Genomic DNA, 22,505 nt, shown 5'->3' with positions numbered 1-22,505 from the left:
CCCGGGTCGGGTCATCAGACCCGCTCGAAGACTCCGGCGGCGCCCTGTCCCATGCCCACGCACATCGTGACCATGCCGTACTTCAGATTCTTGCGCCGCAGCGCATGAACCACTGTCGCCGAACGGATAGCCCCGGTCGCGCCCAGCGGGTGCCCGAGCGCGATCGCGCCGCCCATCGGATTGACCTTCGCCGGATCCAGGCCCAGCGTGCGGATGACCGCCAGCGACTGCGCCGCGAACGCCTCGTTGAGCTCGATCCAGTCGAGGTCCTCGTGCTTCAGGCCGGCATGGCGCAGGGCGGCGGGGATCGCCTCGACCGGGCCGATGCCCATGACCTCCGGCGGCACGCCCCGGCTGGCGAAGCCGGCGAAACGCGCCAGCGGCACCAGACCGAAGCGCCGCACGGCGGCCTCGCTGGCCAGGATCAGCGCGCCGGCGCCGTCGGAGGTCTGCGAGCTGTTGCCGGCCGTGACCGTGCCGCGCGCGGCGAACACGGTGCGCAGACGCGCCAGCCCTTCGAGGCTGGTGTCGGGCCGGGCGCCCTCGTCGAGATCGACGGTGCGCGTGGTGGCGACCGCCTCACCGCTGTCGAGGTCCGGCGCGCGGTCGGTCACCTCGATCGGCGTGATCTCGTCGGCGAACTCGCCGGCCCGCTGGGCCGCCAGCGCCTTCTGGTGGGACGCGAGCGCGAAGGCGTCCTGGTCCTCGCGCGAGACCTTCCAGCGCCGCGCCACCTTCTCGGCCGTGAGTCCCATGCCATAGGCGATGCCGACGTCGCCCTCGCGCTCGAAGATCGCCGGCGACAGCGATGGCGCGTTGCCCATCATCGGCACCAGGCTCATGCTCTCGACGCCGGCGGCGATCATCACGTCGGCCTCGCCGACCCGGATGCGGTCGGCCGCCATCTGCACCGCCGACAGGCCGGAGGCGCAGAAGCGGTTGACCGTGATGCCGCCGACGCTGGTCGGCAGCCCGGCCAGCACGGCGGCGATGCGCGCCACGTTGAGGCCCTGCTGCGCCTCCGGGATGGCGCAGCCGCAGACGATGTCCTCGATGGCGGCCGGATCGAGCGTCGGCACCGCCGCCAGCGCGGCGCGCAGCGTGGTGGCCAGCAGGTCGTCCGGCCGGGTGTTGCGGAAGAAGCCGCGATGCGACCTGCCGATCGGCGTGCGCGTGGCGGCGACGACATAGGCGTCCTGGAGTTGTTTCATGGGGAGGCTCCTGATGTTCATTCAATTCCGCACCGGCTTGCCCGTCCCGAGCATGCCCATGATCCGTTCCTGCGTCTTCGGGTGGACGATGAGCGAGCAGAAGGCCTTGCGCTCCAGCGCCATGAGGTATTCCTCGGTGACCAGCGAACCGGCGTCGACGTCGCCGCCGGTCACCACCTCGGCGATCAGACTGGCGATGTGGAAGTCGTGCGCGCTGGCGAAGCCGCCGTCGCGCAGGTTCACCAGCTGGCCGCGGATGGTGGCCGCGCCGCTGCGCCCGGCGACGCGAAAGCGGCGCCGTGGCGGCGCGCGCCAGCCGGCATCGGCCATCGCCCGGGCCTGCTGCAGCGCGACATGGAGCAGCTCGTCCTTGTGGGCCACGATGACATCGCCCTCCATCAGGTAGCCCAGCCGCTTCGAGTCCAGCGCGCCGGTGCCGACCTTGGCCATCGCGGCGGCGGTGAAGCCTTCGGTGAGGAAGGGCAGCAGGTCGGTGCCGGTCGACGCGGCGGCGTTCTCGGCCGCGCGGCGGGCGATGTGGGTGAGTCCGCCGGCGCCCGGCACCAGGCCGACCCCGACCTCGACCAGTCCCATGTAGCTCTCCATCGCCGCCACGCGCCGGGCCGCGTGCAGCGCCAGCTCGCAGCCGCCGCCCAGCGCCAGGCCGCGCACCGCCGCGACCACCGGCACGGCGGCATAGCGGATCCTCAGCATCACGTTCTGCAGTTCCTCCTCGGCGCCCTCGACCGCGCCGACGCCGGCCACCACGAAGGCCGGCAGCATCGCCTGCAGGTCGGCGCCGACCGAGAACAGCTCGTCCGGCGACCAGATCACCAGGCCCCGGTACCCGGCCTCGGCCCGCTCGACGGCGGCGCCCAGCGCCTCGGCGACATCGGGGCTGATGGCATGCATCTTCGACTGGATGCTGGCGATGAGCACCTCGCCATCGAGCGTCCACAGCCGCACGTCGCCGTCCTCGCTGATCGTGGTGCCGGACTCGGCGGCACCGGGCGCGGCGGCGCCGAGCACGCTCTCGGGGAACAGCTGGCGCGCATGCACCGGCAGGCGGCGCTGTGGCACGAAGCGCTGCTCGGCGGCGCTCCAGGAGCCCGCGGGCGTGTGCACGCCACCGGCCTCGGCCACCGGACCCTCGAACACCCAAGCCGGCAGCGGCGCGCGGCTCAGGGCCTCGCCGGCATCGATGTCCTCCTGCACCCAGCGCGCGACCTGCGCCCAGCCGGCCTCCTGCCAGAGCTCGAACGGCCCCTGCTTCATGCCGAAGCCCCAGCGCAGGGCGAAGTCGACATCGCGCGCGCTCTCGGCGATGGTCGCCAGATGCACGGCGGCGTAGTGGAAGCCGTCGCGCAGGATGGCCCACAGGAAGCGCCCCTGCGGACCCTTGGACTCGCGCAGCAGGCGCAGCCGCTCGCCAGCGGGCTTCTTGAGCATGCGGGCATAGACCTCGTCGGCCTTGGCGCCGGCGGGCACGTAGTCGCCCCGGCCGCCGTCGGCGGCGGCATCGAAGCGCAGGATGTCGCGCCCGGCCTTCCTGTAGAAACCGGCCTGGGTCTTCTGGCCCAGGAAGCCGCGCTCCAGCAGCGTCGCGAGCACCGGCGGCGTGGCGAAGCTGCCGTAGAACGGATCGCTCGTCTCGTCGAGCTGGTCCTGCAATGTCCGGATGACATGGGCCATGGTGTCCAGGCCCACCACGTCGGCCGTGCGGAAGGTGCCCGAGCCGGCGCGGCCGAGCTTCTTGCCGGTCAGGTCGTCGACGACGTCGGGCGTGAGTCCGTAGGTCTCGGCCTCCTTCAATGTCGCCAGCAGGCCGGCGATGCCGACGCGGTTGGCGATGAAGTTGGGCGTGTCGTGCGCGCGCACCACGCCCTTGCCGAGCGTGGTGGTGACGAACTCCTCCAGCCGGTCGAGCACGCCGGCGCCGGTGGCCGGCGTGTCGATCAGCTCGACCAGGAACATGTAGCGCGGCGGATTGAAGAAGTGGATGCCGCAGAAGCGCGGCCGCAGGCCTTCGGGCAGGGCCTCGCTCAGCGTCGTCACCGACAGGCCGGAGGTGTTGGAGGCCAGCAATGCGTGTGGCGCGACGTGGGGCGCGATCCGGCGGTAGAGGTCGAGCTTCCAGTCCATGCGCTCGGCGATGGCCTCGATGACGAGATCGCATTCGCCCAGCCGCGCCAGGTCGTCGTCGTAGTTGGCGACCTCGATCAGCGCGGCATCGGCGACATCGCCCAATGGCGCCGGCTTCTGCTTCTTCAGGGCCTCGATGGCGCGCGTGACGATGCCGTTCCTCGGGCCTTCCTTGGCGGCGAGATCGAACAGCACCACCGGCACGCGCACGTTGACGAGGTGGGCGGCGATCTGCGCGCCCATCACGCCGGCGCCGAGCACGGCGACCTTCTTCACTTGAAATCTGGACATGGCGGAACTCGGGGATGGGAAGGTGGGAGCGGCGGCGGCCACGGGGACCGGCGTCATGGCTGGCGCGTCCAGGTCTGCGTGCGCCAGAACGGGCCGATGTAGCCGCGCACCTCCAGGCGGCGACCACCGTCGACGGGGGTGAAGCGGGCGTTGTATTCCTTGCCGTTCTCGGGGTCGAGGATGCGGCCGCCGTCCCAGAAGGGCTGGCCGTCGGCCTGGCGGCCGCCTCGGATGATCTCCAGGCCGGCGATCGGCCGGCCCTTGCGGTCGTCGGTGCAGGCCTCGCAGGTCGCGTCCGGCGCGGTGTCCTTGCGCAGCGAGCGCTGCAGCCGGCCGCTGAGCGCGCCGTCCCGCTCGACGATGCGGATCTCGCCCTTCACCTCGCCGGTCTTGTCGTCCACGCTGTGCCACAGCCCGACCGGCGTGGCCTGCGCGAACGCCATCGCGCCCGGCAGCGCGAGAGCCAGCGCCAACGCGGCGGCGCGCCAGGAGTGGCGCGGGCGTGTCATGCCAGGGCCTCGTCGGTGTCCATCAGCGAGCGGCTGCCGGCGCGCGCGGTGCGCATCAGGGTCGCGGTCTCGGGGAACAGGCGGGCGAAGTAGAAGCGCGCGGTCTGCAGCTTGGCGACGTAGAACGCATCGGTGCTGCCGGCCTCGATCTCGCGCAGCGCGACCTGCGCCATGCGGGCGAACAGGTAGCCGAAGACGAAGTGGCCGGCCACGCGCAGGTAGTCGACCGCCGCGGCGCCGACCTCGTCGGCGTTCTGCGAGCCCTTGAAGCCGATCTCGGTGGTGAACTTCACCAGCTGGTCGCCCAGCGCCGCGATGGGATTGATGAACTCGGCCATCTGCTCGTTCACGCCCTCCTCCTCCACCAGGCGGGCCACCAGCTTGCCGAACTTCTTCAGCGTCGCGCCGTTGTTGCCGAGGATCTTGCGGCCCAGCAGGTCGAGCGACTGGATGGCGTTGGTGCCCTCGTAGATCATGTTGATGCGGTTGTCGCGCGCGAACTGCTCCATGCCCCACTCGCGGATGTAGCCATGGCCGCCGAAGACCTGCAGGCAGGCATTGGTGGCGACGTGGCCGTTGTCGGTGATGAAGGCCTTGACGATCGGCGTCAGCAGGGCGACGAGTTCGCCGCTCTCCTTGCGCACGCGCTCGTCGGGGTGGTGGTGCTCCTTGTCCAGCAGCAGCGTGCAGAAGATCTGCAGCGCGCGGCCGCCTTCGGCATAGGCCTTGGCGGTCAGCAGCATGCGGCGCACGTCGGGGTGGACGATGATCGGATCGGCTTCCTTGTCCTTGGCCTTGACGCCCGAGAGCGAGCGCATCTGCAGCCGGTCGCGGGCATAGGCCAGGGCGTTCTGGTAGGCCACCTCGGTCAGGCCGAGCGACTGGTTGCCCACGCCCAGGCGGGCCGCGTTCATCATCACGAACATCGCCTGCAGGCCCTTGTGGGGCTCGCCCACCAGCGTGCCGGTGGCGCCTTCCATGACGATCTGCGCCGTGGCGTTGCCATGGATGCCCATCTTGTGCTCCAGCCCGCCGCAATGGATCGGGTTGCGCGCGCCGAGCGTGCCGTCGTCGGCGACGTGGTACTTGGGCACGGCGAACAGGCTGATGCCCTTGCTGCCGCGCGGCGCGTCCGGCAGGCGGGCCAGCACCAGGTGGATGATGTTGGCCGCCATGTCGTGCTCGCCGGCGGAGATGAAGATCTTGTTGCCCGTGAGGCGGTAGCTGCCGTCGGGCTGCGGTTCGGCGCGGGTGCGCAGCAGGCCCAGGTCGGTGCCGCACTGGGGCTCGGTCAGGCACATGGTGCCGGTCCATTCGCCGCTCACCAGCTTGGGCAGGTAGGTCTTCTTCTGCGCTTCGGTGCCATGCGCGGCCAGCGCGGCATAGGCCCCGTGCGAGAGGCCCGGATACATGGTCCAGGCCTGGTTGGCGCTGTTGAGCATCTCGTAGAGGCACTGGTTGAGCACCAGCGGCAGGCCCTGCCCGCCATACCGCGGATCGCACGACAGCGCCGCCCAGCCACCCTCGACATATTGCGCGTAGGCCTCCTTGAAACCCTGGGGGGTCTTCACCTCGTGCGTCGCACGGTCGAGCACGCAACCCTCGGCGTCGCCGACGGCATTGAGCGGGAAGGCCACCTCGGCGGCGAACCGGCCGGCCTCCTCCAGCACGGCGTTGATCGTGTCGGCGTCGGTCTCGGCATGGTCGGGCATGGCGCGGAACTCGCTGGCGACGTCGAGGACTTCGTGCAGGACGAACTGCATGTCGCGCAGGGGTGGCGTGTAGAGAGGCATCGGTGAGCTCCGTGGAAGGGTCTGGGGGGAAGGCGGAAGAATGGAAAGCGCAGAGGCAGGCGCACGGCAGAGGCCGTGGCCTCAGGCGGCGGCCGGCGACACGGCGTGGCGCGCCAGGATGTTGTCGAAGCCCGCCTCGGCGCGCGCCAGCGAGCCCGGCGAGCGCAGGAACCGCGCCTCGTAGTGGAGCGCCAGGATCAGGGCGTGGATCTCGAAGGCGACCTGCTGCTCGTCGGCATCGGCGCGCAGGTGGCCGGCCTCGCGCGCCAGCACCACGGCACGGGTCATGGCGGCCAGCCAGATGTTCACGGAATCGGCCAGGGCGTCGCGCACGGGGCCGGGACGGTCGTCGAACTCGACCGCGCCACTGATGTAGATGCAGCCCGAGTCGATCTCGGTGGAAGTGCGCCGCATCCAGTTGGCGAACATCGCGCGCAGGCGCGGCAGTCCGCGCGGCGCCTGGAGGGCGGGATAGAAGACCTCCTGCTCGAAGCGCTGGTGGTATTCGCGCACCACCGACAGCTGGAGCTCCTCGCGCGAGCCGAAATGCGCGAAGACGCCCGACTTGCTCATCTGCATCACTTCGGCGATGGCGCCGATCGACAGGCCCTCGAGGCCGATCTGCGCCGCCAGCGCCAGGGCGGCGTCGACGATGGCGGACTTGGTCTGGCGGCCCTTCTGCGGCGCCCGCGCGACGGCGGTGGAGGAAGGGCTGGAGGCGTGGGGAGAAGCGTGGGCAGCGACGGGCATGGCGGGCCTCCGGGCGGGGGATGGATCGGTCGTCGACAAAAAGAACGGTCGTTCTATTTTGCCGGAACCGATGCATCCCCCGCAAGCGGAGATTCCCGTCGCCCCGCGTCGCGCAGGGCCGGGCTCAGAGCTTGAAGGGCACCACGTCCTGACGCTGCTCGCCCAGGCCCTCGATGCCCAGGGTCATGACGTCGCCCTTCTTCAGGTAGAGCGGCGGCTTCATGCCCAGGCCGACGCCCGGGGGCGTGCCGGTGGTGATGACGTCGCCCGGCATCAGCGTCATGAACTGGCTCACGTAGCTCACGAGCTTGGCGACGCCGAAGATCATGGTGCGGGTGCTGCCGGTCTGCATGCGCTGGCCGTTGAGGTCGAGCCACATCGACAGGCGCTGCGGGTTGGGGACCTCGTCGCGCGTGACCAGCCAGGGTCCGAGCGGGCCGAAGGTGTCGCAGCCCTTGCCCTTGTCCCAGGTGCCGCCGCGCTCGATCTGGTACTCGCGCTCGCTCACGTCGTTGACGGTGCAGTAGCCGGCGACGAAGTTCAGGGCGTCCTTCTGCGACACGTAGCGCGCCCGGGTGCCGATGACGACGCCCAGTTCGACCTCCCAGTCGCTCTTGACCGAGCCCTTGGGCAGCATCACGGGATCGTTCGGACCCTGGATGCAGGTGGTGGCCTTCATGAACACGATCGGCTCGGTCGGGATCGGCAGGTTCGACTCGGCGGCGTGATCGGCGTAGTTCAGGCCGATGGCGATGAACTTGCCGACGCCGGCGACCGGGCTGCCCAGGCGCGGCTTGCCGCGCACCGGCGGCAGCTTGTCGACCTTGAGCCGGCGCAGCCTGGCCAGGGCGGCGTCGCCGAGCTGGTCGGGGCCGATGTCGGCCACGACGGCGCTCAGGTCGCGCAACTGGCCGGTCTCGTCGACGAGGCCGGGCTTCTCCTTGCCGGGTCTGCCGTAACGCACGAGTTTCATCAGGGTTCCTTGGGTTCAGTGGAAGAAGCCCGCGAGCCTAGCGGATCAGATCGTGATGCCGCCATCCACCGAATAGGCCTGGCCGGTGACGAAGGCCGCGTCCTCGCTGGCGAGGAACACCACCAGCGGCGCGATCTCGTGCGCCTGCGCCAGGCGGCCGAGCGGCTGGCGCGCGATGAAGGCCTTGCGGGCCTCCACCGGATCGGCGCTGGCATTGATGCGGCCGGCGAGCGAGGGCGTGTCGACCGTGCCGGGACACACGGCATTGCAGCGCACGTTGCGGCCCACGTAGTCGGCCGCGACGCTCTTGGTCAGGCCGAGCACCGCCGCCTTGGTGGTGCCATAGACGCAGCGGTTGGGCAGGCCCTTGATGCTGGAGCACACGCTGGCCATGTTGACGATGCTGCCGCCACCGGCCTCCAGCATGCGCGGCAGCACCGCGCGGATGGTCCAGAACTGCGCCCGCACGTTGAGGTGGAAGGCGAAGTCGAGGTCGTCGTCGGTGGCCTCCAGCGCGGTGCCGCCATGCACCACGCCGGCGCAGTTGAACAGCACGTCGACCCGGGGCATGGATGCCACCAGGGCATCGATGGCGGCGCGGTCGAGCACGTCGAGCACCGCGGTCCGGATGCCGGGCGTGCCGGCATAGCTCTCGAGCAGTGCGGCATTGACATCGGTCGCCCAGACCTGGGCGCCCTCGGCCGCCATGGCGAGCGCGGTGGCGCGTCCGATGCCCTGGCCGGCGGCGGTGACGAGAGCGGTTTTTCCCTGGAGTCGCATGGTGAGGAGTCCTTGATCTGGAGGAGGCGGAGTGGAAGGAAGGAAGGAAGGCGGGCGCCGCGCGCGGCACGCGGGCGCGGCGACCGCGACGGGCGCGACGGGCGCGGACCGCGACGGCGACGCGGCCATCGCGCTCAAGGGTTTCGCCCGATGCGACGCCACGACAGCGAACTTATTCTGGATTGGCCTGACCACTTGTCCAATTCAGGACAACCCTTAAGGGGTCCGGCGAGTTCGCCGAGACCGCCCTGTCCAGCATCGTCCCGATCAGTCCTCCCGCCCCGCCGTGCCCCTGCAATCCATCGAACCGCAACGTCTGTACCGCCAGATCGCCGACCAGCTGCGCATGCTGATCGGCCAGGGCGAATTCGAGACCGGCGCGCGCCTGCCTGCCGAGCGCGACCTGGCGCGCCAGCTCGGCGTGAGCCGGCCATCGGTGCGCGAGGCGCTGATCGCGCTGGAGGTCGAGGGCTGGGTCGAGGTCCGCACCGGATCGGGCGTCTATGTCCAGGATCGCAGCCAGCGCAGCGCCGAGCGCGTGGCCGCGACCGAGTGGGGGCCGCTGGAACTGATCCGTGCGCGCCGCGTGGTCGAGGGCGAGACCGCCGCGCTGGCCGCCAGCGGCGCCCGGCGCAAGGACATCGACGCCATGGCGCGCGCCATCGCGCAGATGCGGGAGCTGTCGGAGCGCCACGTGATGCCGCTCGATGGCGACCGCGCCTTCCACGTCGCGGTCGCCGGCGCCTGCGGCAACGTCGTGCTGACGGAGACCGTGCAGGGCTTCTGGGACTCGCGCCGGGGGCCGATCTTCACGCGCCTGGGCGGCCACTTCGAGACCCTGCCGTCGTGGCGCGCGGCCATCGCCGAGCATGGCGTGGTGCTGGAGGCGGTGGCCGCGCACGACGTCGACGCCGCGCGCGCCGCCATGCACGCGCACATGGACAAGGCCCATCAGCGATTCAGCGCCAGCTGGCGGCGCGCGCGCCGCGCGGCCTGAGGCCCTCCGCCGCCGGAGCCCCGTCGCGACCGCATCCGCACGCCGCCCCCGCCCGCCGCCCCATTCCGACGTTCCCTTCATTCCACAGCCCAAGAAACGGAGACAAGACGATGAACGACTTCACGACGACACGCCGAGGCGACGCGGCCATCCGGCCACCGGCGGAACGCCGCCTGCTGCTGCGCGGCCTGATGGGCGCGACCCTGGTGGCCGCGGCCCTGGCCACCCTGGGCATGCCCGGCACCGCGCGGGCCCAGGCCAAGCTCAAGTGGGCGCACGTCTACGAGACCTCCGAGCCATTCCACAAGTATTCGGTCTGGGCCGCCGAGGAGATCAAGAAGCGCAGCAACGGCAAGTACGACATCCAGGTGTTCCCGGCCTCCAGCCTGGGCAAGGAGGCCGACATCAACCAGGGCCTGACGCTGGGCACGGTCGACATCGTGCTGACCGGCGCGAGCTTCGCCGGGCGCAGCTACACGCCACTGTCGATCTCCTACTTCCCCTTCATCTTCCGCGACGCCGAGCACCAGCTGAAGTACGCCAGGAGCGATGTGTTCCGCGAGCTGGCCAAGGGCTACGACGACAAGACCGGCAACCACATCACGGCCCTGAGCTACTACGGCGCGCGCCACGTGACCTCGAGCGCGGCGCGCCCGGTGGCCAAGCCCGAGGACATGAAGGGCCTGAAGATCCGCGTGCCCGACGCGCCGGCCTACCTGGCGTTCCCCAAGGCGCTGGGCGCCAACGCCACGCCCATCGCCTTCGCCGAGGTCTACCTGGCGCTGCAGAGCGGCACGGTCGACGCCCAGGAGAACCCGCTGCCGACCATCGAGGCGAAGAAGTTCTTCGAGGTGCAGAAGAACATCTCGCTGACCGGCCACATCGTCGACTCGCTGCTCACGGTGGTGTCGGGCCAGCTCTGGGGTCGCCTGTCGGCCGACGAGAAGAAGATGTTCGGCGACGTGATGCAGGAGGCCGCCGAGAAGACCGGCCGCGAGATCATCGCCTCCGAGACGCGGCTGGTGGAGGAGTTCAGGAAGCGCGGCAACAACATCATCACGGTCGACAAGAACGCCTTCCGCGACGCCGTGCTGAAGAACACCAAGCCGACCGACCACGGCTACCGCCAGCAGGACTACGACCGCATCACCGCCATCAAGTGAGGACCCGCCCCCCGGCCGGGGGGCACACCGGCGGCCCGGCCGGGCCGGCTGCGCGGTGCTCTCGAACAAGAAGAACGGAGACATATTCATGAGCGACAAACTCGTCGGCGACGACGGCGAATTCCACGCGGTCGACGAAGCGGTCGACCTGTCGGGGACCACCTTCGAGGCCTGGATCGCGCTGGGCATCTTCTGGCTGCTGGGCGCGACGGTGCTCTACCAGTTCGTGACGCGCTACGTGATGAACGACTCGGCCGCCTGGACCGAGGAGATCGCGCGCTACCTGCTGGTGGGCGTGGTGTTCGTGGGCGCGGCCATCGGCGTGGCCAAGAACAACCACATCCAGGTCGACTTCTTCTACCGCCACATGCCGGCCTCGGTCGGCCGCGTGCTGGGCGTGGCGGTGGACGTGCTGCGCACCGGCTTCTTCGCCGCGGCGGTGGTGATGACGGTGCAGATGATGATCCGCATCGGCAACAACTCCAGCATGACGATCGTCGACCTGCCGATGAACGTGGTCTACGCCGTGTGCCTGTTCGGCTTCGTGGCGATGCTCGCGCGTTCGGTGCAGGTCAGCGTGGTGCACTGGCGGCGCGGCTACTGCGCGCTCGAACGGCCCGAATCCACCATGCAGGACCGCTGAGGCGAACGCGCACCATGCTCAAGATCGCATTCCTCCTGTTCATGAGCGCCGGCCTGCCGGTCGCCGTGGCGATGGCCGGCGCCTCGCTGGTCTACATCTGGTGGTCGGGCAACCTGCCGGGCTTCGTCGTCATCCACCGCATGGTCAGCGGGGTCGACAGCTTCCCGCTGCTGGCGGTGCCGTTCTTCATCCTGGCGGGCAACCTGATGAACAACGCCGGCATCACCAACCGCATCTACAACTTCGCCCTCGCCCTGGTGGGCTGGCTCAAGGGCGGCCTGGGCCACGTCAACATCCTGGGCTCGGTGATCTTCTCCGGCATGAGCGGCACGGCCATCGCCGATGCCGCGGGCCTGGGCACGATCGAGATCAAGGCCATGAAGGAGCACGGCTATTCGACCGAGTTCGCCGTCGGCGTGACGGCGGCGTCGGCCACCCTGGGGCCGATCATTCCGCCGAGCCTGCCCTTCGTGATCTACGGGATGATGGCCAACGTGTCGGTCGGCTCGCTGTTCCTCGCGGGCATCGTGCCCGGCGTCATCATGACGCTGCTGATGATGCTGACGGTCGCCTACTACGCCCACAGGAACGGCTGGGGCTCGGACGTCAAGTTCCAGTGGCCGCGCCTGATGAAGGCGCTGGTCGAGCTGCTGGTGGTGTGCGCCTGGCCGACCGCGCTGTGGTTCGCCATCAGCCGGCTGGGCATGCCGGCGCAGCCGGCCGTGGCGGTGGCGCTGGTCGTCCTGTTCGTGGCCGACAAGGTGTTCGACTTCGAGGCCGTGCTGCCCATCATGACGCCGGTGCTGCTGATCGGGGGCATGGCCACCGGCCTCTTCACCGCCACCGAGGGCGCCATCGCGGCCTGCGTGTGGGCCATCGTGCTGGGCTTCTTCTGGTATCGCACGCTCAAGTGGAAGATGTTCGTCAAGGTCTGCCTGGAGACGGTGGAGTCGACCGCCACGGTGCTGTTCATCGTCGCCGCCGCCTCGATCTTCGGCTGGATGCTGACGGCCACCGGCGTCACGGCGGACATCGCCGCCTGGGTGCTGGACTTCACCAAGGAGCCCTGGGTGTTCCTGCTGCTGGCGAACCTGCTGATGCTGTTCGTCGGCTGCTTCCTGGAGACCACGGCGGCCATCACCATCCTGGTGCCGATCCTGCTGCCGATCGCCACCCAGCTGGGTGTCGATCCGGTCCACTTCGGCGTCCTGATGGTGCTCAACCTCATGATCGGCGTGCTGCATCCGCCCATGGGCATGGTGCTGTTCGTGCTCGCGCGCATCGCCAACCTGAGCCTGGAGCGCACCACCATGGCGATCCTGCCGTGGCTCATACCGCTGCTGCTGAGCCTGGTGCTGATCACCTACTGGCCGGCCACCGTGCTGTGGCTGCCCCGGTTCATGCATTGAACGAGAGACCTCCGATGACCACTCCCTTCATCCGCCTTCATCCCGCCGACGATGTCGTGATCGCGCGCGCGCAGCTCGTGGGCGGCACGCCGATCGAGCACCTGACCAGTCGCGGCCTGATCCCGCCGGGCCACAAGGTCGCCATGCGCGCCATCGCGCCGGGCGAGGCGGTGCGCCGCTACAACCAGATCATCGGCTTCGCCAGCCAGCCCATCGCCCCGGGCGAGCACGTGCACACGCACAACCTCGACATGGGTCCGGACAAGGGCGACTTCGAACGCGACTACGCCTTCGGCAGCGACGTCAAGCCCGCGCCGCCGAAGCGCGAGGCGACATTCATGGGCATCCGCCGCGCCGACGGCCGCGTGGCGACGCGCAACTACATCGGCGTGCTGACCAGCGTGAACTGCTCGGCGACGGCGGCGCGCGCCATCGCCGATCACTTCTCGCGCCACACCAACCCGGCCGCGCTGGCGCCCTACCCGAACATCGACGGCGTGGTCGCGCTCACGCACGGCACCGGCTGCGGCATGGACGCCGACGGCCTGGGCATGCGGGTGCTGGAGCGCACCCTCACGGGCTATGCGACGCATGCCAACTTCGCCGCCGTGCTGGTGGTGGGCCTGGGCTGCGAGGCCAACCAGATCAACGCCTGGCTGGCGACCGGCAACCTGGCCGAGGGCGAGAACTTCCGCACCTTCAACATCCAGGACACCGGCGGCACGCGCAAGACGGTCGACAAGGGCGTGGCACTGATCGAGTCGATGCTGCCGCGCGCCAATGCCGTGACGCGCGAGCCGTGCAGCGCGGCGCATCTGACCATCGGCCTGCAATGCGGCGGTTCGGACGGCTATTCGGGCATCAGCGCCAACCCGGCGCTGGGCGTCGCGGTCGACCTGCTGGTGGCGCACGGCGGCACGGCGATCCTCAGCGAGACGCCGGAGGTCTATGGCGCCGAGCACCTGCTGACGCAGCGCGCGGTGCGGCGCGAGGTCGGCGAGAAGCTGGTCGAGCGCATCAAGTGGTGGGAGCACTACACCGCCATCAACCAGGGCGAGATGAACAACAACCCCTCGCCGGGCAACAAGGCCGGCGGCCTGACGACCATCCTGGAGAAGTCGCTCGGCGCGGTCGCCAAGGGTGGCACCGGCAACCTGGAGGCGGTGTACGAATACGCCGAGCCGGTCACCACGCACGGCTTCGTCTTCATGGACACGCCGGGCTACGACCCGGTCAGCGCCACCGGCCAGGTCGCCGGCGGCGCCAACCTGATCTGCTTCACCACCGGACGCGGATCGGCCTATGGCTGCGCGCCCTCGCCCTCGCTCAAGCTGGCCACCAACTCCGCGCTGTGGCGCCGGCAGGAGGAGGACATGGACATCAACTGCGGCGAGATCGTCGACGGCACGGCGTCGATCCAGGAGATGGGCGAGCGCATCTTCAGGCTGGTGCTGGCGACCGCCTCGGGCGAGCCGTCCAAGAGCGAACGGCACGGGTATGGGCAGAGCGAGTTCGTGCCCTGGCAGATCGGGGCCACGATGTGACTGGCTCGCCCCCAGTCTTCGCGCACTTCGTGTCGCTTCGCCAACTCCCTACCGGGGGCAACACTGGCGGCTCCGGCGGAGCCGGTTCCGCGGTGTTCGCGAACGGGCCTCGCTGCGCGGGCCCTGGGGCGTGCGATGGGGGGGTGAGTCCACCGAGGCAGTGGATTGTTTGATGGGTCTGTATCGACGGAGGTCTTGATGTCACGAATTTTTCAGGCCGGGGTGTTGCAGGCGCAGTGCGCGGCCATCCTGGAGGCGGCGGGCAGTTCGGCCGCCGAGGCGACGCAGGTCGCGGACAACCTGGTGCTGGCCAATCTGAGCGGGCACGACTCGCACGGGGTCGGCATGCTGCCGCGCTATGTCGACGCGGTGGCCGAGGGCGGACTGGTGCCCGGCGCGTCGGTGGCGGTGACGCTGGACATCGGCACCCTGCTGGCGCTCGACGGCCGGCGCGGCTATGGCCAGATCGTCGGCGTGCAGGCGATGGAACTGGCCATCGAGCGGGCCCGGCGACACGGCAGCTGCATCTTCACGCTGGCGCAGGCCCACCACCTGGGCCGCATCGGCCATTTCGCCGAGATGGCGACGGCGCAGGGGCTGGTGTCGATGCATTTCGTCAACGTGCTCTCGCGCCCGGTGGTGGCGCCATGGGGTGGCGGCGACGGGCGTTTCGGCACCAACCCGTGCTGCATCGGCGTGCCCCTGGCGGGTGCCGAGCCCTTCGTGCTGGACTTCGCGACCAGCCGCGTGGCGCAGGGCAAGATGCGCGTGGCCTACAACAAGGGGGAACGCGTGCCGCCGGGCTACCTGATCGACGAACGCGGCCGTCCGACCGACGACCCCGGCGTGGTGGTGGTGCCGCAGCGCGCGCCGGTCCCCGACGGCGACGGCACGGCCGAGACGCTGGCGGGTGGCGGCCTGTTCGGCGCGCTCATGACCTTCGGGGAGCACAAGGGCTATGGCATGGCCGTGGCCTGCGAACTGCTCGGCGGCGCGCTCACCGGCGGCGGCACCTGGCACCGTCCGGCCGATGCCGCGCGCTCGGTCTACAACGGCATGCTGACGGTGCTGATCGATCCGGCCCGGCTGGGCACGCAGGCGGCCTTCGAGCAGGAGGCCAGCGCCTTCGTCGACTGGCTGCGCCGCAGTCCGCCGGGCGAGGGCCACGAGGCCGTGCGGATCGCCGGCGAGCCGGAGCGCGCCGCGCGCCGGGCCCGCGAGTCGGCCGGCATCGCGCTCGACGACGCCACCTGGGCCGAGATCGTCGCCGCCGGCGCGAAAGTGGGCGTCGACGTCGGCGCCTGACGAACGCCGTCGCCGCCGCGCGCGGCCCGGGTCAGATCAGGTGATCGAGGGCGAGCTTGAGATGCTCGGTCGGCAGACGCTTGAAGCCGGAGCGCGTGAAGCGCTGCAGGCGCCCGGCGACGAAGGCGGTCAGCACGCCGGCGCGCACCTGCGCATCGAGCGCACCCGGCAGCGCCGCATCCGTGGCCACGGCCGCGTCGTCGCGCAGGACCTTGCACAGCGTCGATTCGATGCGGTCGAAGAACTGGTTCATGCGGTTCTGCAGCCGCTCGTTCTCGTAGACCAGGGCATCGCCGACCATCACGCGCGCCATGCCCGCGTTCTTCTCGGCGAACTGCATCAGCGTGGTGATGATGCGTGCCGCCCGCTCGCGCGATGGCAGCTCGTGCCCCAGGATCTGGTCGACCTCGACGAAGACGCTCTGTTCGATGAATTCGATCAGGCCCTCGAGCATCTGCGCCTTGCTGGCGAAATGCCGGTAGAGCGCGGCTTCGCTGACATCCAGCTCGGACGCCAGCGCGGCGGTGGTGACGCGCTCGCCCCCCGGACGCTCCAGCATCGCCGCCAGGGTCTGCATGATCTGCACGCGGCGTTCGCCAGGCTTGGGCCGCCTTCGCGTCAGCAGCGCAACGGCGCCTGACGATACGGTGGTGCCCGCGGCAAGGACAGCCATGTTCTCTTCAATTGTCATTGCGTGTACATAAATGTAAAAAATTAATTCTCGCACGTCATGCTTCTTCGCCATGCCGAAGCCAGGCGGAAAAGGCCTCTGCGTGAGAATAGATACTCACTTCACGAACCCAACAGGGAAAAAACATGGGCAATCGCATTCTGGTGACGGGCGGAGCAGGCTTCATCGGCAGCCACACCTGCGTGGCGCTGGCCGAGGCCGGTTACACGCCCCTCATTCTGGACAACCTGGGCAACAGCGACCTGCGGGTGCTCGATCGCCTGACACGCATCACCGGATCCGCACCCGATTTCATCGAAGGCGACGTGCGCGACCGCGGACTGCTCGACCGGGTGTTCGCGCAGCACGAGATCGCTGGCGTGATCCATTTCGCCGGCCTGAAGGCGGTCGGCGACTCGGTGGCCGAGCCGATGGCCTACTACCAGAACAACGTGCACGGCAGCTGGGTGCTGGCCGAGGCGATGCAGGCCGCGGGCGTGAGGACACTGATCTTCTCGTCGTCCGCCACGGTCTATGGCGAGCCCGACAGTTCGCCGATCCGCGAGGACGCGCCCTGCCGGCCGGCGAGTCCGTATGGCCGGTCCAAGTACATGGTGGAGGAGTCGCTGCGCGACCTGCAGATCGCGCAGCCCGACTGGCGCATCGCGCTGCTGCGCTATTTCAATCCGGTCGGCGCGCACGAGAGCGGCCTGATCGGCGAGCACCCGAACGGCAAGCCCAACAACCTGATGCCCTTCGTGAGCCAGGTCGCGGTGGGACTGCGCGAGAAGCTGGCGGTCCACGGCGGCGACTACCCGACGCCCGACGGCACCGGCGTGCGCGACTACGTGCACGTCATGGACCTGGCCGAAGGCCACGTCGCGGCCTTGCGCCACACGGAGAAGGCACCCGGCCTGGTGACCCTGAACCTGGGCACTGGCACCGGCGCCTCGGTGCTCGACGTGGTCAAGGCCTTCGAGCGCGCTAGCGGCCGGCGCATCGCCTACGACATCGGCCCGCGCCGCGCCGGCGACGTCCCGGCCTACTGGGGCGACCCGGCCCTGGCCGAAGCCACGCTCGGCTGGCGCGCCCGCCGCGGTCTCGACCAGATGTGCGCCGACAGCTGGCGCTGGCAGCAAGGCAATCCGCGCGGCTACGAGTAGACCCGCACCACCCTATCTAGCGCGGATCATGGTCCCGTAGGCCTGATCGGTCAGGATCTCCAGCAGCATCGCGTGCGGCACGCGGCCGTCGATGATGTGGACCGCGTTCACGCCGCTCTTGGCGGCATCGAGCGCGCCTTCGATCTTGGGCAGCATGCCGCCCGAGATGGTGCCGTCGGCGAACAGCTCGTCGATCTCGCGCGCGCTCAGGTTGGTCAGCAGGGTGCCCGCCTTGTCCAGCACGCCGGGCGTGTTGGTCAGGAGCATGAGCTTCTCCGCCTTGAGCACGGTGGCGAGCTTGCCGGCCACCACGTCGGCGTTGATGTTGTAGCTCTCGTTCTCCTCGCCGAAGCCGATCGGGCTGATGACCGGAATGAAGGCATCGTCCTGCAGCGCCTTGACCACGCTGGGATCGATCGAGACGATGTCGCCGACCTGGCCGACGTCGTGCAGCAGGCTCGGATCGGCGCGGTCGGCCAGCTTGAGCTTCTGCGCGCGGATCAGGCCGCCATCGCGCCCGGTCAGGCCGACGGCCTTGCCACCGGCCTGGTTGATGAGACCGACGATGTCCTGCTGCACCTCGCCGGCGAGCACCCACTCGACGACCTCCATCGTCTCGGCGTCGGTCACGCGCATGCCCTGGATGAAGCTGCCCTTCTTGCCCAGCCGGTTGAGCGCCGCCTCGATCTGCGGACCGCCGCCGTGTACCACCACCGGGTTCATGCCCACCAGCTTGAGCAGCACCACGTCCTCGGCGAAATCGGCCTGCAGCGCCGGATCGGTCATGGCGTTGCCGCCGTACTTGATGACGATGGTCTTGCCGTGGAACTTGCGGATGTAGGGCAGTGCCTGGGCCAGGATCTCGGCCTTGTCGCGGGGGGGGATGTTGAGCACGGGATCGCTCGCGTTGACAGTCATGGAGACTCCGGTTCGAAGGATGGCAAATTGTGCCGCACGGACGATGACGCAGAGTGCCTGAAGACCTGTCGATGGGCGACGATCAGCAGCAGCACGAGATCGATGCCCACCCGGATCGTCCAGGCCATGGCGGCGCCGATCAGGCCGAACTCGTGCAGGCCGAACCAGAGCAACGGGAAGTAGAACAGCGCCTCGGCCACGTGCAGTTGGGCCGTGACGCGCGCGAGGCCGGCCGCCTGCACCGCCGCGAACGGCACGAAGGCGATGCCGTTGAGCAGCAGCCCCAGCGCCAGCACGCTCACCACCGGCGCCGAGCGCTCCGCGAAATCCGCGCCCAGCCAGTGCGACAGCCCCCAGTGCGCGCCCAGTCCCAGCACCAGGCAGGCCGGCATCAGGGCCGCGACGACCACGGCGATGCACTGCAGATAGATGCGTCGCGCGGCGCCCAGGTCGGCGGCGGTCATGAGCGAGGCCAGCCGCGGGAACAAGGCGCCCGTGAGCGCGGCGGGCAGGATGAGCACGCGCGCCATGACCTCCGAGGGCACCGTGTAGTAGGCCACCAGGACCGCGCCCAGCATGGCCGAGATGACGAAGCGGTCGCCCGTCACCATCAGGGGACTGACGATGTTGGACACCGTCATCCAGGCGCCGAAGGTCAGCAGGCGGCGCAGCTGGACGCCTTCGAGCGTGGCCGCGCCGAAGCCACCGGGCAGGCGCCGGCGCACCAGCATCCAGTGGGCCAGGCAGAACACCAGCCGGGCCACCATCAGGCCGGCCACCATCGGCACCAGGGAGGGACCGAACCACAGGACGCTGAGCGCCGGCAGCCCGAAGTTGGCCAGCCCCAGCAGGATGCGCAGGAGATTGACGTCGCGGAAATCCTCGTAGGCCTCCAGCACGCCGCGCAGGCCGACCGTGACCGTCGTCACCGGCACGCTGATCGCCGCGATCAGCAGGGCCAGCAGGACGTCGTGCTGCAGCGCCGGGGACACGCTCAGCCCATGGGTGGCGAGCGGCTGCGCGAAGGCGCCCAGCAGCGCGCCGCCGGCCAGGCCGGTGGCCAGCGTCAGCCCCAGGCCACCCTTGACCAGCGCCGCGACCTCGCCGGGACGCCCGGCGCCGAGGCGCTGCGCGACCTGCTGCGTGAGCGCGCGCCCGAGTCCGAAGTCGAACAGGCTGAAATAGCCAATCAGCGCCCAGACCAGCGTCAGGATACCGAAGACCTCGACCCCGGCCTCGCGCACCAGATAGGGAATGAACGCCGCGCCCGCCAGCAGCGGCAACCCGGCACCGGCGAGATTCCAGAAGATGTTGCGGCGCAGGGACATCGGTCGGGTTGGGGGCGGGAGGACGGGCACGCGGCGGTGAAGGAAGACGTCTGCGACTCAGGGGCGCAGCCAGCGCGGCACCTTGAAGCGCACGATCATCAGATAGGCCAGCACGTAGGTCGTGACGAACAGCAGGCAGCACAGCATGAGCGCGAGCGTGTTGCGCCAGAAGAGCACCGCCGGCACCACCGACAGCGCGGCGAACATCCACAGGTAGGGCGACGTGCGGTTGTTGCGAGAGAGCAATTGACGGGCCTCGTCGTCGGTGAAGGCGACGCGCACGATGCGCCGGAAGATCAGCTGATGGAAATGCAGCGCGTCGGCCGTGCCGGGCGACTGGCCGCGCGCCAGCTTGCGGTAGATCGAGAACAGCGTCTCCCACACCGGATAGATCAGCAGCAGCATCGGGAACCAGGGCGAGACGGCCGAGTGCCGCTGCACCAGCGCCACGCAGGCCACCGCGATCACCATGCCCCACACATAGGCACCCCCATCGCCGGCGAAGATCTTGCCGCTCGGGTAGTTCCACATCAGGAAGCCCATCGTCGCGCCGACCAGGCAGATCACCATCGCCGCCAGTTGCCGGTCGCCCACCTGCAGCGCCACGTGCGAGATCGCCAGGCACACCAGCACAGCCACGGTGCCGGCCAGGCCGTTGTAGCCGTCGATGATGTTGAAGGCGTGCGGCAGGCCGCCGATGGCCAGCACCGCGAACAGCACGCCCGCGAACGGCACGGCGCGCATCCCGGCGTCGACGACGCCCAGTCCCGTCCGGTTCACGGCCAGGTCCAGCAGTCCGCACAGCAGCAATGCCGAGCCCAGCGTGAGCGCCAGCCGCCAGCGCACCTGGACGCGTTGCGTCACGTCCTCGGCGATGCCGCCGATGACGGCCGGCGCCATGCACAGCAGGACCAGCGACGAGGCCGACACGCGCCAGCCGACGTTGAACGGGTCGCCGAACAATCCCGCCGCCAGCCAGGCCGCCCCGGTGCCGATGAAGATGCCGGCGCCGCCGAGCCGCGGCACGTGACCCTTGTGGAAGCGCTGCGGCATGTCGGCCGCGTATCGGCGCGCGTGACGGCGCGCCCGTCTCATGAACACCAGCACGGCGAAGGCGGACACGACGAAGCTGATGACGATCAGGGCAATCATGGAGGGAAAAGCAGAAGAGGAGCGGGAACCTAGAATTCCCGGCGAAATTAGACCATGTCCATTACCGCCTTCCCCGCTCCAGACCCCGTCCCATCACCGCTGGCGCCCGGCGATGCCACGGCCGCGGCGACACGGGGCATCACGGTGTCGATCGTGAGCCATGGCCAGCTGGCGCTGATCCGTCCGCTGCTCGATCAGCTCGACCACTGGAGCTGGCGTTCCATCGACAAGGTCGTGCTGACGATCAACATCCCCGAGCCGGATGACGTCATCGCCGGACTGCGACTGCGCTTCCCGATCGAGCGGATCGACAACCCGGCGCCCCGGGGCTTCGGCGCCAATCACAATGCCGCCTTCGGGCGCTGCGCGACGCCCTGGTTCCTGGTCCTGAATCCCGACATCCGGCTCGACGGCGACGTGCTCGCGGCCCTGGTCGACCGGGCCGGCCCGGACGGCGGCCTGCTGACGCCACGCATCATGGAACCCGGCAAGACGGCGCCGGAACCGCACCGGGCCATAATCTCGCCGGTCGAAATCCTGGCGCGCAAGCGACCGGCCTATGTGCCGCCGGCCGTCCCGGCCTGGATTCCCGGCCTTTTCATGCTGTTCCGCAGTGCCGCCTATCGCCGGATCGACGGCTTCGACGAACGCTTCTTCATGTATGGCGAGGATTTCGACATCTGCGCGCGCCTGCGTCTGGCCGGCTGGCACCTGCAGGTCGCCGAGGACCTGCGGGTCCGGCACGAAGCGCAGCGCGCCAGTCATTCGAGCCGCGACCACCTCGCCTGGCATGTGACCAGCCTGCTGAAGGTCTGGATGTCGGGTGCGTTCTGGCGTTATCGGCGGCTGGCGCAATAACAATTCGGCACCGAAACCACATACTCCCTCGCCACACTCCAACCCCCCGAAATCTTCCATGAGCGACTTTTCCATGCCCTTTCCACCGACGAGCCGCGCCGCATGAGCCAGGCCCATTCCAACCTGCACCGCACCGCCTGGGCCGACTGGTGGGAAGGCACGCGGCGCACCGACATCTGGTGGACGCTGGCCTGGTTCGACATCGTGCTGCGCTATCGGCGCTCGATGCTCGGCCCGCTCTGGCTGACGCTGAGCATGGGCGCCATGATCGGCGGCATGGGACCGCTGTACAGCTCGCTCTTCGGTGCCGAGCTGTCGAAGTTCTTCCCCCACCTGGCCCTGGGCATCATCTTCTGGAATTTCTTCTCCAATTTGGTGACGGATGCCTGCAATGCCTTCGTGTATTCCGCCAACTACCTCAAGCAGGGCTATTTCCCGATCAGTCTGTTCGTGTGGCGCAGCATGTCGCGCAACCTCATCCAGTTCCTGCACCACATCGTCATCTACGTGCCGGTGGCGCTCTGGGCCGGCATCTCGCTGTCGTGGTCGGCCCTGCTCGTGGTTCCCGCGATCCTGCTGCTGCTGATCAACGCGCACGCCCTGGGCATCGCGCTCGGCCTGATCTGCACGCGCTTTCGCGATGTCGCTCAGATCGTCACCAGCGTCATGCAGATGCTGATGTTCCTGACCCCGGTGTTCTGGATGCCCGAGAGCCTGCCCGGCCGCGCGCGCTACATCCTCTACAACCCGCTGGCGCAGATGCTCGACCTCCTGCGCACGCCCCTGATGGGCGGCGAGGCCTCCTCGCACAGCTGGATCGGCATCCTGGGCTGGACCGTGGTCTGCGTGACCGGCTCCGCCCTGCTGTTCGCCAAATATCGCCGTCGCGTCGTCTATTGGCTCTGA

General features: G+C 69.4%; 20 protein-coding genes. 9 read left to right on the top strand and 11 right to left on the bottom strand.

Translation table 11 applies throughout. The features are described 5' to 3' along the window. Window positions 1-14 precede the first annotated feature (14 nt). From AC1MLT_RS14290 to AC1MLT_RS14260, 7 genes are all read right to left on the bottom strand, one after another. Window positions 15-1,211 (bottom strand): acetyl-CoA C-acyltransferase, encoded by a 1,197-nt coding sequence (locus AC1MLT_RS14290; protein WP_481032860.1) that lies wholly within the window; start codon window positions 1,209-1,211, stop codon window positions 15-17. A 21-nt stretch (window positions 1,212-1,232) separates the two neighbouring features. After that, entirely contained in the window at window positions 1,233-3,644 is a 2,412-nt protein-coding gene (locus tag AC1MLT_RS14285) for a 3-hydroxyacyl-CoA dehydrogenase/enoyl-CoA hydratase family protein (protein WP_481032859.1), read from the bottom strand. Window positions 3,645-3,697: 53 nt separating this feature from the next. Continuing rightward, window positions 3,698-4,087, bottom strand: coding sequence for a DUF2147 domain-containing protein (locus AC1MLT_RS14280; RefSeq protein ID WP_481035030.1), 390 nt, complete (start codon window positions 4,085-4,087; stop codon window positions 3,698-3,700). A gap of 62 nt (window positions 4,088-4,149) precedes the next feature. Beyond that, window positions 4,150-5,946: an acyl-CoA dehydrogenase C-terminal domain-containing protein gene (locus tag AC1MLT_RS14275; protein ID WP_481032858.1), complete on the bottom strand. Its 1,797-nt coding sequence runs from the start codon at window positions 5,944-5,946 to the stop codon at window positions 4,150-4,152. Between the two features lie 81 nt (window positions 5,947-6,027). After that, window positions 6,028-6,696, bottom strand: a complete 669-nt coding sequence (locus AC1MLT_RS14270; RefSeq protein WP_481032857.1) for a TetR/AcrR family transcriptional regulator — start codon at window positions 6,694-6,696, stop codon at window positions 6,028-6,030. A 124-nt stretch (window positions 6,697-6,820) separates the two neighbouring features. Beyond that, on the bottom strand, window positions 6,821-7,669 hold the full coding sequence (locus tag AC1MLT_RS14265; protein ID WP_481032856.1) for a fumarylacetoacetate hydrolase family protein: 849 nt from the start codon (window positions 7,667-7,669) through the stop codon (window positions 6,821-6,823). Window positions 7,670-7,714: 45 nt separating this feature from the next. Then, window positions 7,715-8,449, bottom strand: coding sequence for an SDR family oxidoreductase (locus AC1MLT_RS14260; protein WP_481032855.1), 735 nt, complete (start codon window positions 8,447-8,449; stop codon window positions 7,715-7,717). Window positions 8,450-8,735: 286 nt separating this feature from the next. Between AC1MLT_RS14260 and AC1MLT_RS14255 the strand changes: the two genes are divergently transcribed. From AC1MLT_RS14255 to AC1MLT_RS14230, 6 genes are all read left to right on the top strand, one after another. Continuing rightward, window positions 8,736-9,446, top strand: a complete 711-nt coding sequence (locus AC1MLT_RS14255) for a FadR/GntR family transcriptional regulator (RefSeq protein ID WP_481032854.1) — start codon at window positions 8,736-8,738, stop codon at window positions 9,444-9,446. Between the two features lie 191 nt (window positions 9,447-9,637). Then, window positions 9,638-10,609, top strand: a complete 972-nt coding sequence (locus AC1MLT_RS14250; RefSeq protein ID WP_481035028.1) for a sialic acid TRAP transporter substrate-binding protein SiaP — start codon at window positions 9,638-9,640, stop codon at window positions 10,607-10,609. Between the two features lie 88 nt (window positions 10,610-10,697). Beyond that, window positions 10,698-11,252, top strand: a complete 555-nt coding sequence (locus AC1MLT_RS14245) for a TRAP transporter small permease (RefSeq protein ID WP_481032853.1) — start codon at window positions 10,698-10,700, stop codon at window positions 11,250-11,252. Window positions 11,253-11,266: 14 nt separating this feature from the next. Further along, entirely contained in the window at window positions 11,267-12,661 is a 1,395-nt protein-coding gene (locus tag AC1MLT_RS14240; protein ID WP_481032852.1) for a TRAP transporter large permease, read from the top strand. 14 nt (window positions 12,662-12,675) lie between these two features. Next, the gene (locus AC1MLT_RS14235) at window positions 12,676-14,205 is read left to right on the top strand and encodes a UxaA family hydrolase (protein ID WP_481032851.1); all 1,530 of its coding nucleotides are present in this window, start codon (window positions 12,676-12,678) and stop codon (window positions 14,203-14,205) included. Window positions 14,206-14,403: 198 nt separating this feature from the next. Next, complete coding sequence (locus AC1MLT_RS14230) at window positions 14,404-15,510, top strand: malate/lactate/ureidoglycolate dehydrogenase (RefSeq protein WP_481032850.1); 1,107 nt, start codon at window positions 14,404-14,406, stop codon at window positions 15,508-15,510. A 31-nt stretch (window positions 15,511-15,541) separates the two neighbouring features. Here the strand turns inward: AC1MLT_RS14230 and slmA are convergent, their stop codons facing one another. Beyond that, the gene (slmA, locus tag AC1MLT_RS14225; protein ID WP_481032849.1) at window positions 15,542-16,183 is read right to left on the bottom strand and encodes a nucleoid occlusion factor SlmA; all 642 of its coding nucleotides are present in this window, start codon (window positions 16,181-16,183) and stop codon (window positions 15,542-15,544) included. A 143-nt stretch (window positions 16,184-16,326) separates the two neighbouring features. Between slmA and galE the strand changes: the two genes are divergently transcribed. Beyond that, window positions 16,327-17,343 (top strand): UDP-glucose 4-epimerase GalE, encoded by a 1,017-nt coding sequence (galE, locus tag AC1MLT_RS14220; protein WP_481032848.1) that lies wholly within the window; start codon window positions 16,327-16,329, stop codon window positions 17,341-17,343. Between the two features lie 12 nt (window positions 17,344-17,355). Here the strand turns inward: galE and argB are convergent, their stop codons facing one another. The 3 genes from argB to AC1MLT_RS14205 are packed head-to-tail and all read right to left on the bottom strand — an operon-like array spanning window position 17,356 to window position 20,741. After that, window positions 17,356-18,261, bottom strand: a complete 906-nt coding sequence (gene argB, locus AC1MLT_RS14215) for an acetylglutamate kinase (protein WP_481032847.1) — start codon at window positions 18,259-18,261, stop codon at window positions 17,356-17,358. Next, window positions 18,258-19,589 (bottom strand): flippase, encoded by a 1,332-nt coding sequence (locus AC1MLT_RS14210; RefSeq protein WP_481032846.1) that lies wholly within the window; start codon window positions 19,587-19,589, stop codon window positions 18,258-18,260. Before AC1MLT_RS14210 ends, argB begins: the two co-directional genes overlap by 4 nt. Window positions 19,590-19,646: 57 nt before the next feature. Continuing rightward, a complete protein-coding gene (locus AC1MLT_RS14205) occupies window positions 19,647-20,741 on the bottom strand; it encodes a glycosyltransferase family 4 protein (RefSeq protein WP_481032845.1) in 1,095 nt (364 codons plus the stop codon). A 54-nt stretch (window positions 20,742-20,795) separates the two neighbouring features. On the opposite strand from AC1MLT_RS14205, the gene AC1MLT_RS14200 reads away from it, so the two are divergent. Both AC1MLT_RS14200 and AC1MLT_RS14195 read left to right on the top strand, forming a co-directional pair. Next, window positions 20,796-21,599, top strand: coding sequence for a glycosyltransferase (locus AC1MLT_RS14200; protein ID WP_481032844.1), 804 nt, complete (start codon window positions 20,796-20,798; stop codon window positions 21,597-21,599). 102 nt (window positions 21,600-21,701) lie between these two features. Next, a complete protein-coding gene (locus tag AC1MLT_RS14195; RefSeq protein ID WP_481032843.1) occupies window positions 21,702-22,505 on the top strand; it encodes an ABC transporter permease in 804 nt (267 codons plus the stop codon).

The sequence above is a fragment of the Variovorax sp. PEI5 genome, assembly GCF_056679935.1.
Note: the sequence above shows the minus strand (reverse complement) of the source record. Positions and strands in the feature narration are given on the sequence as shown.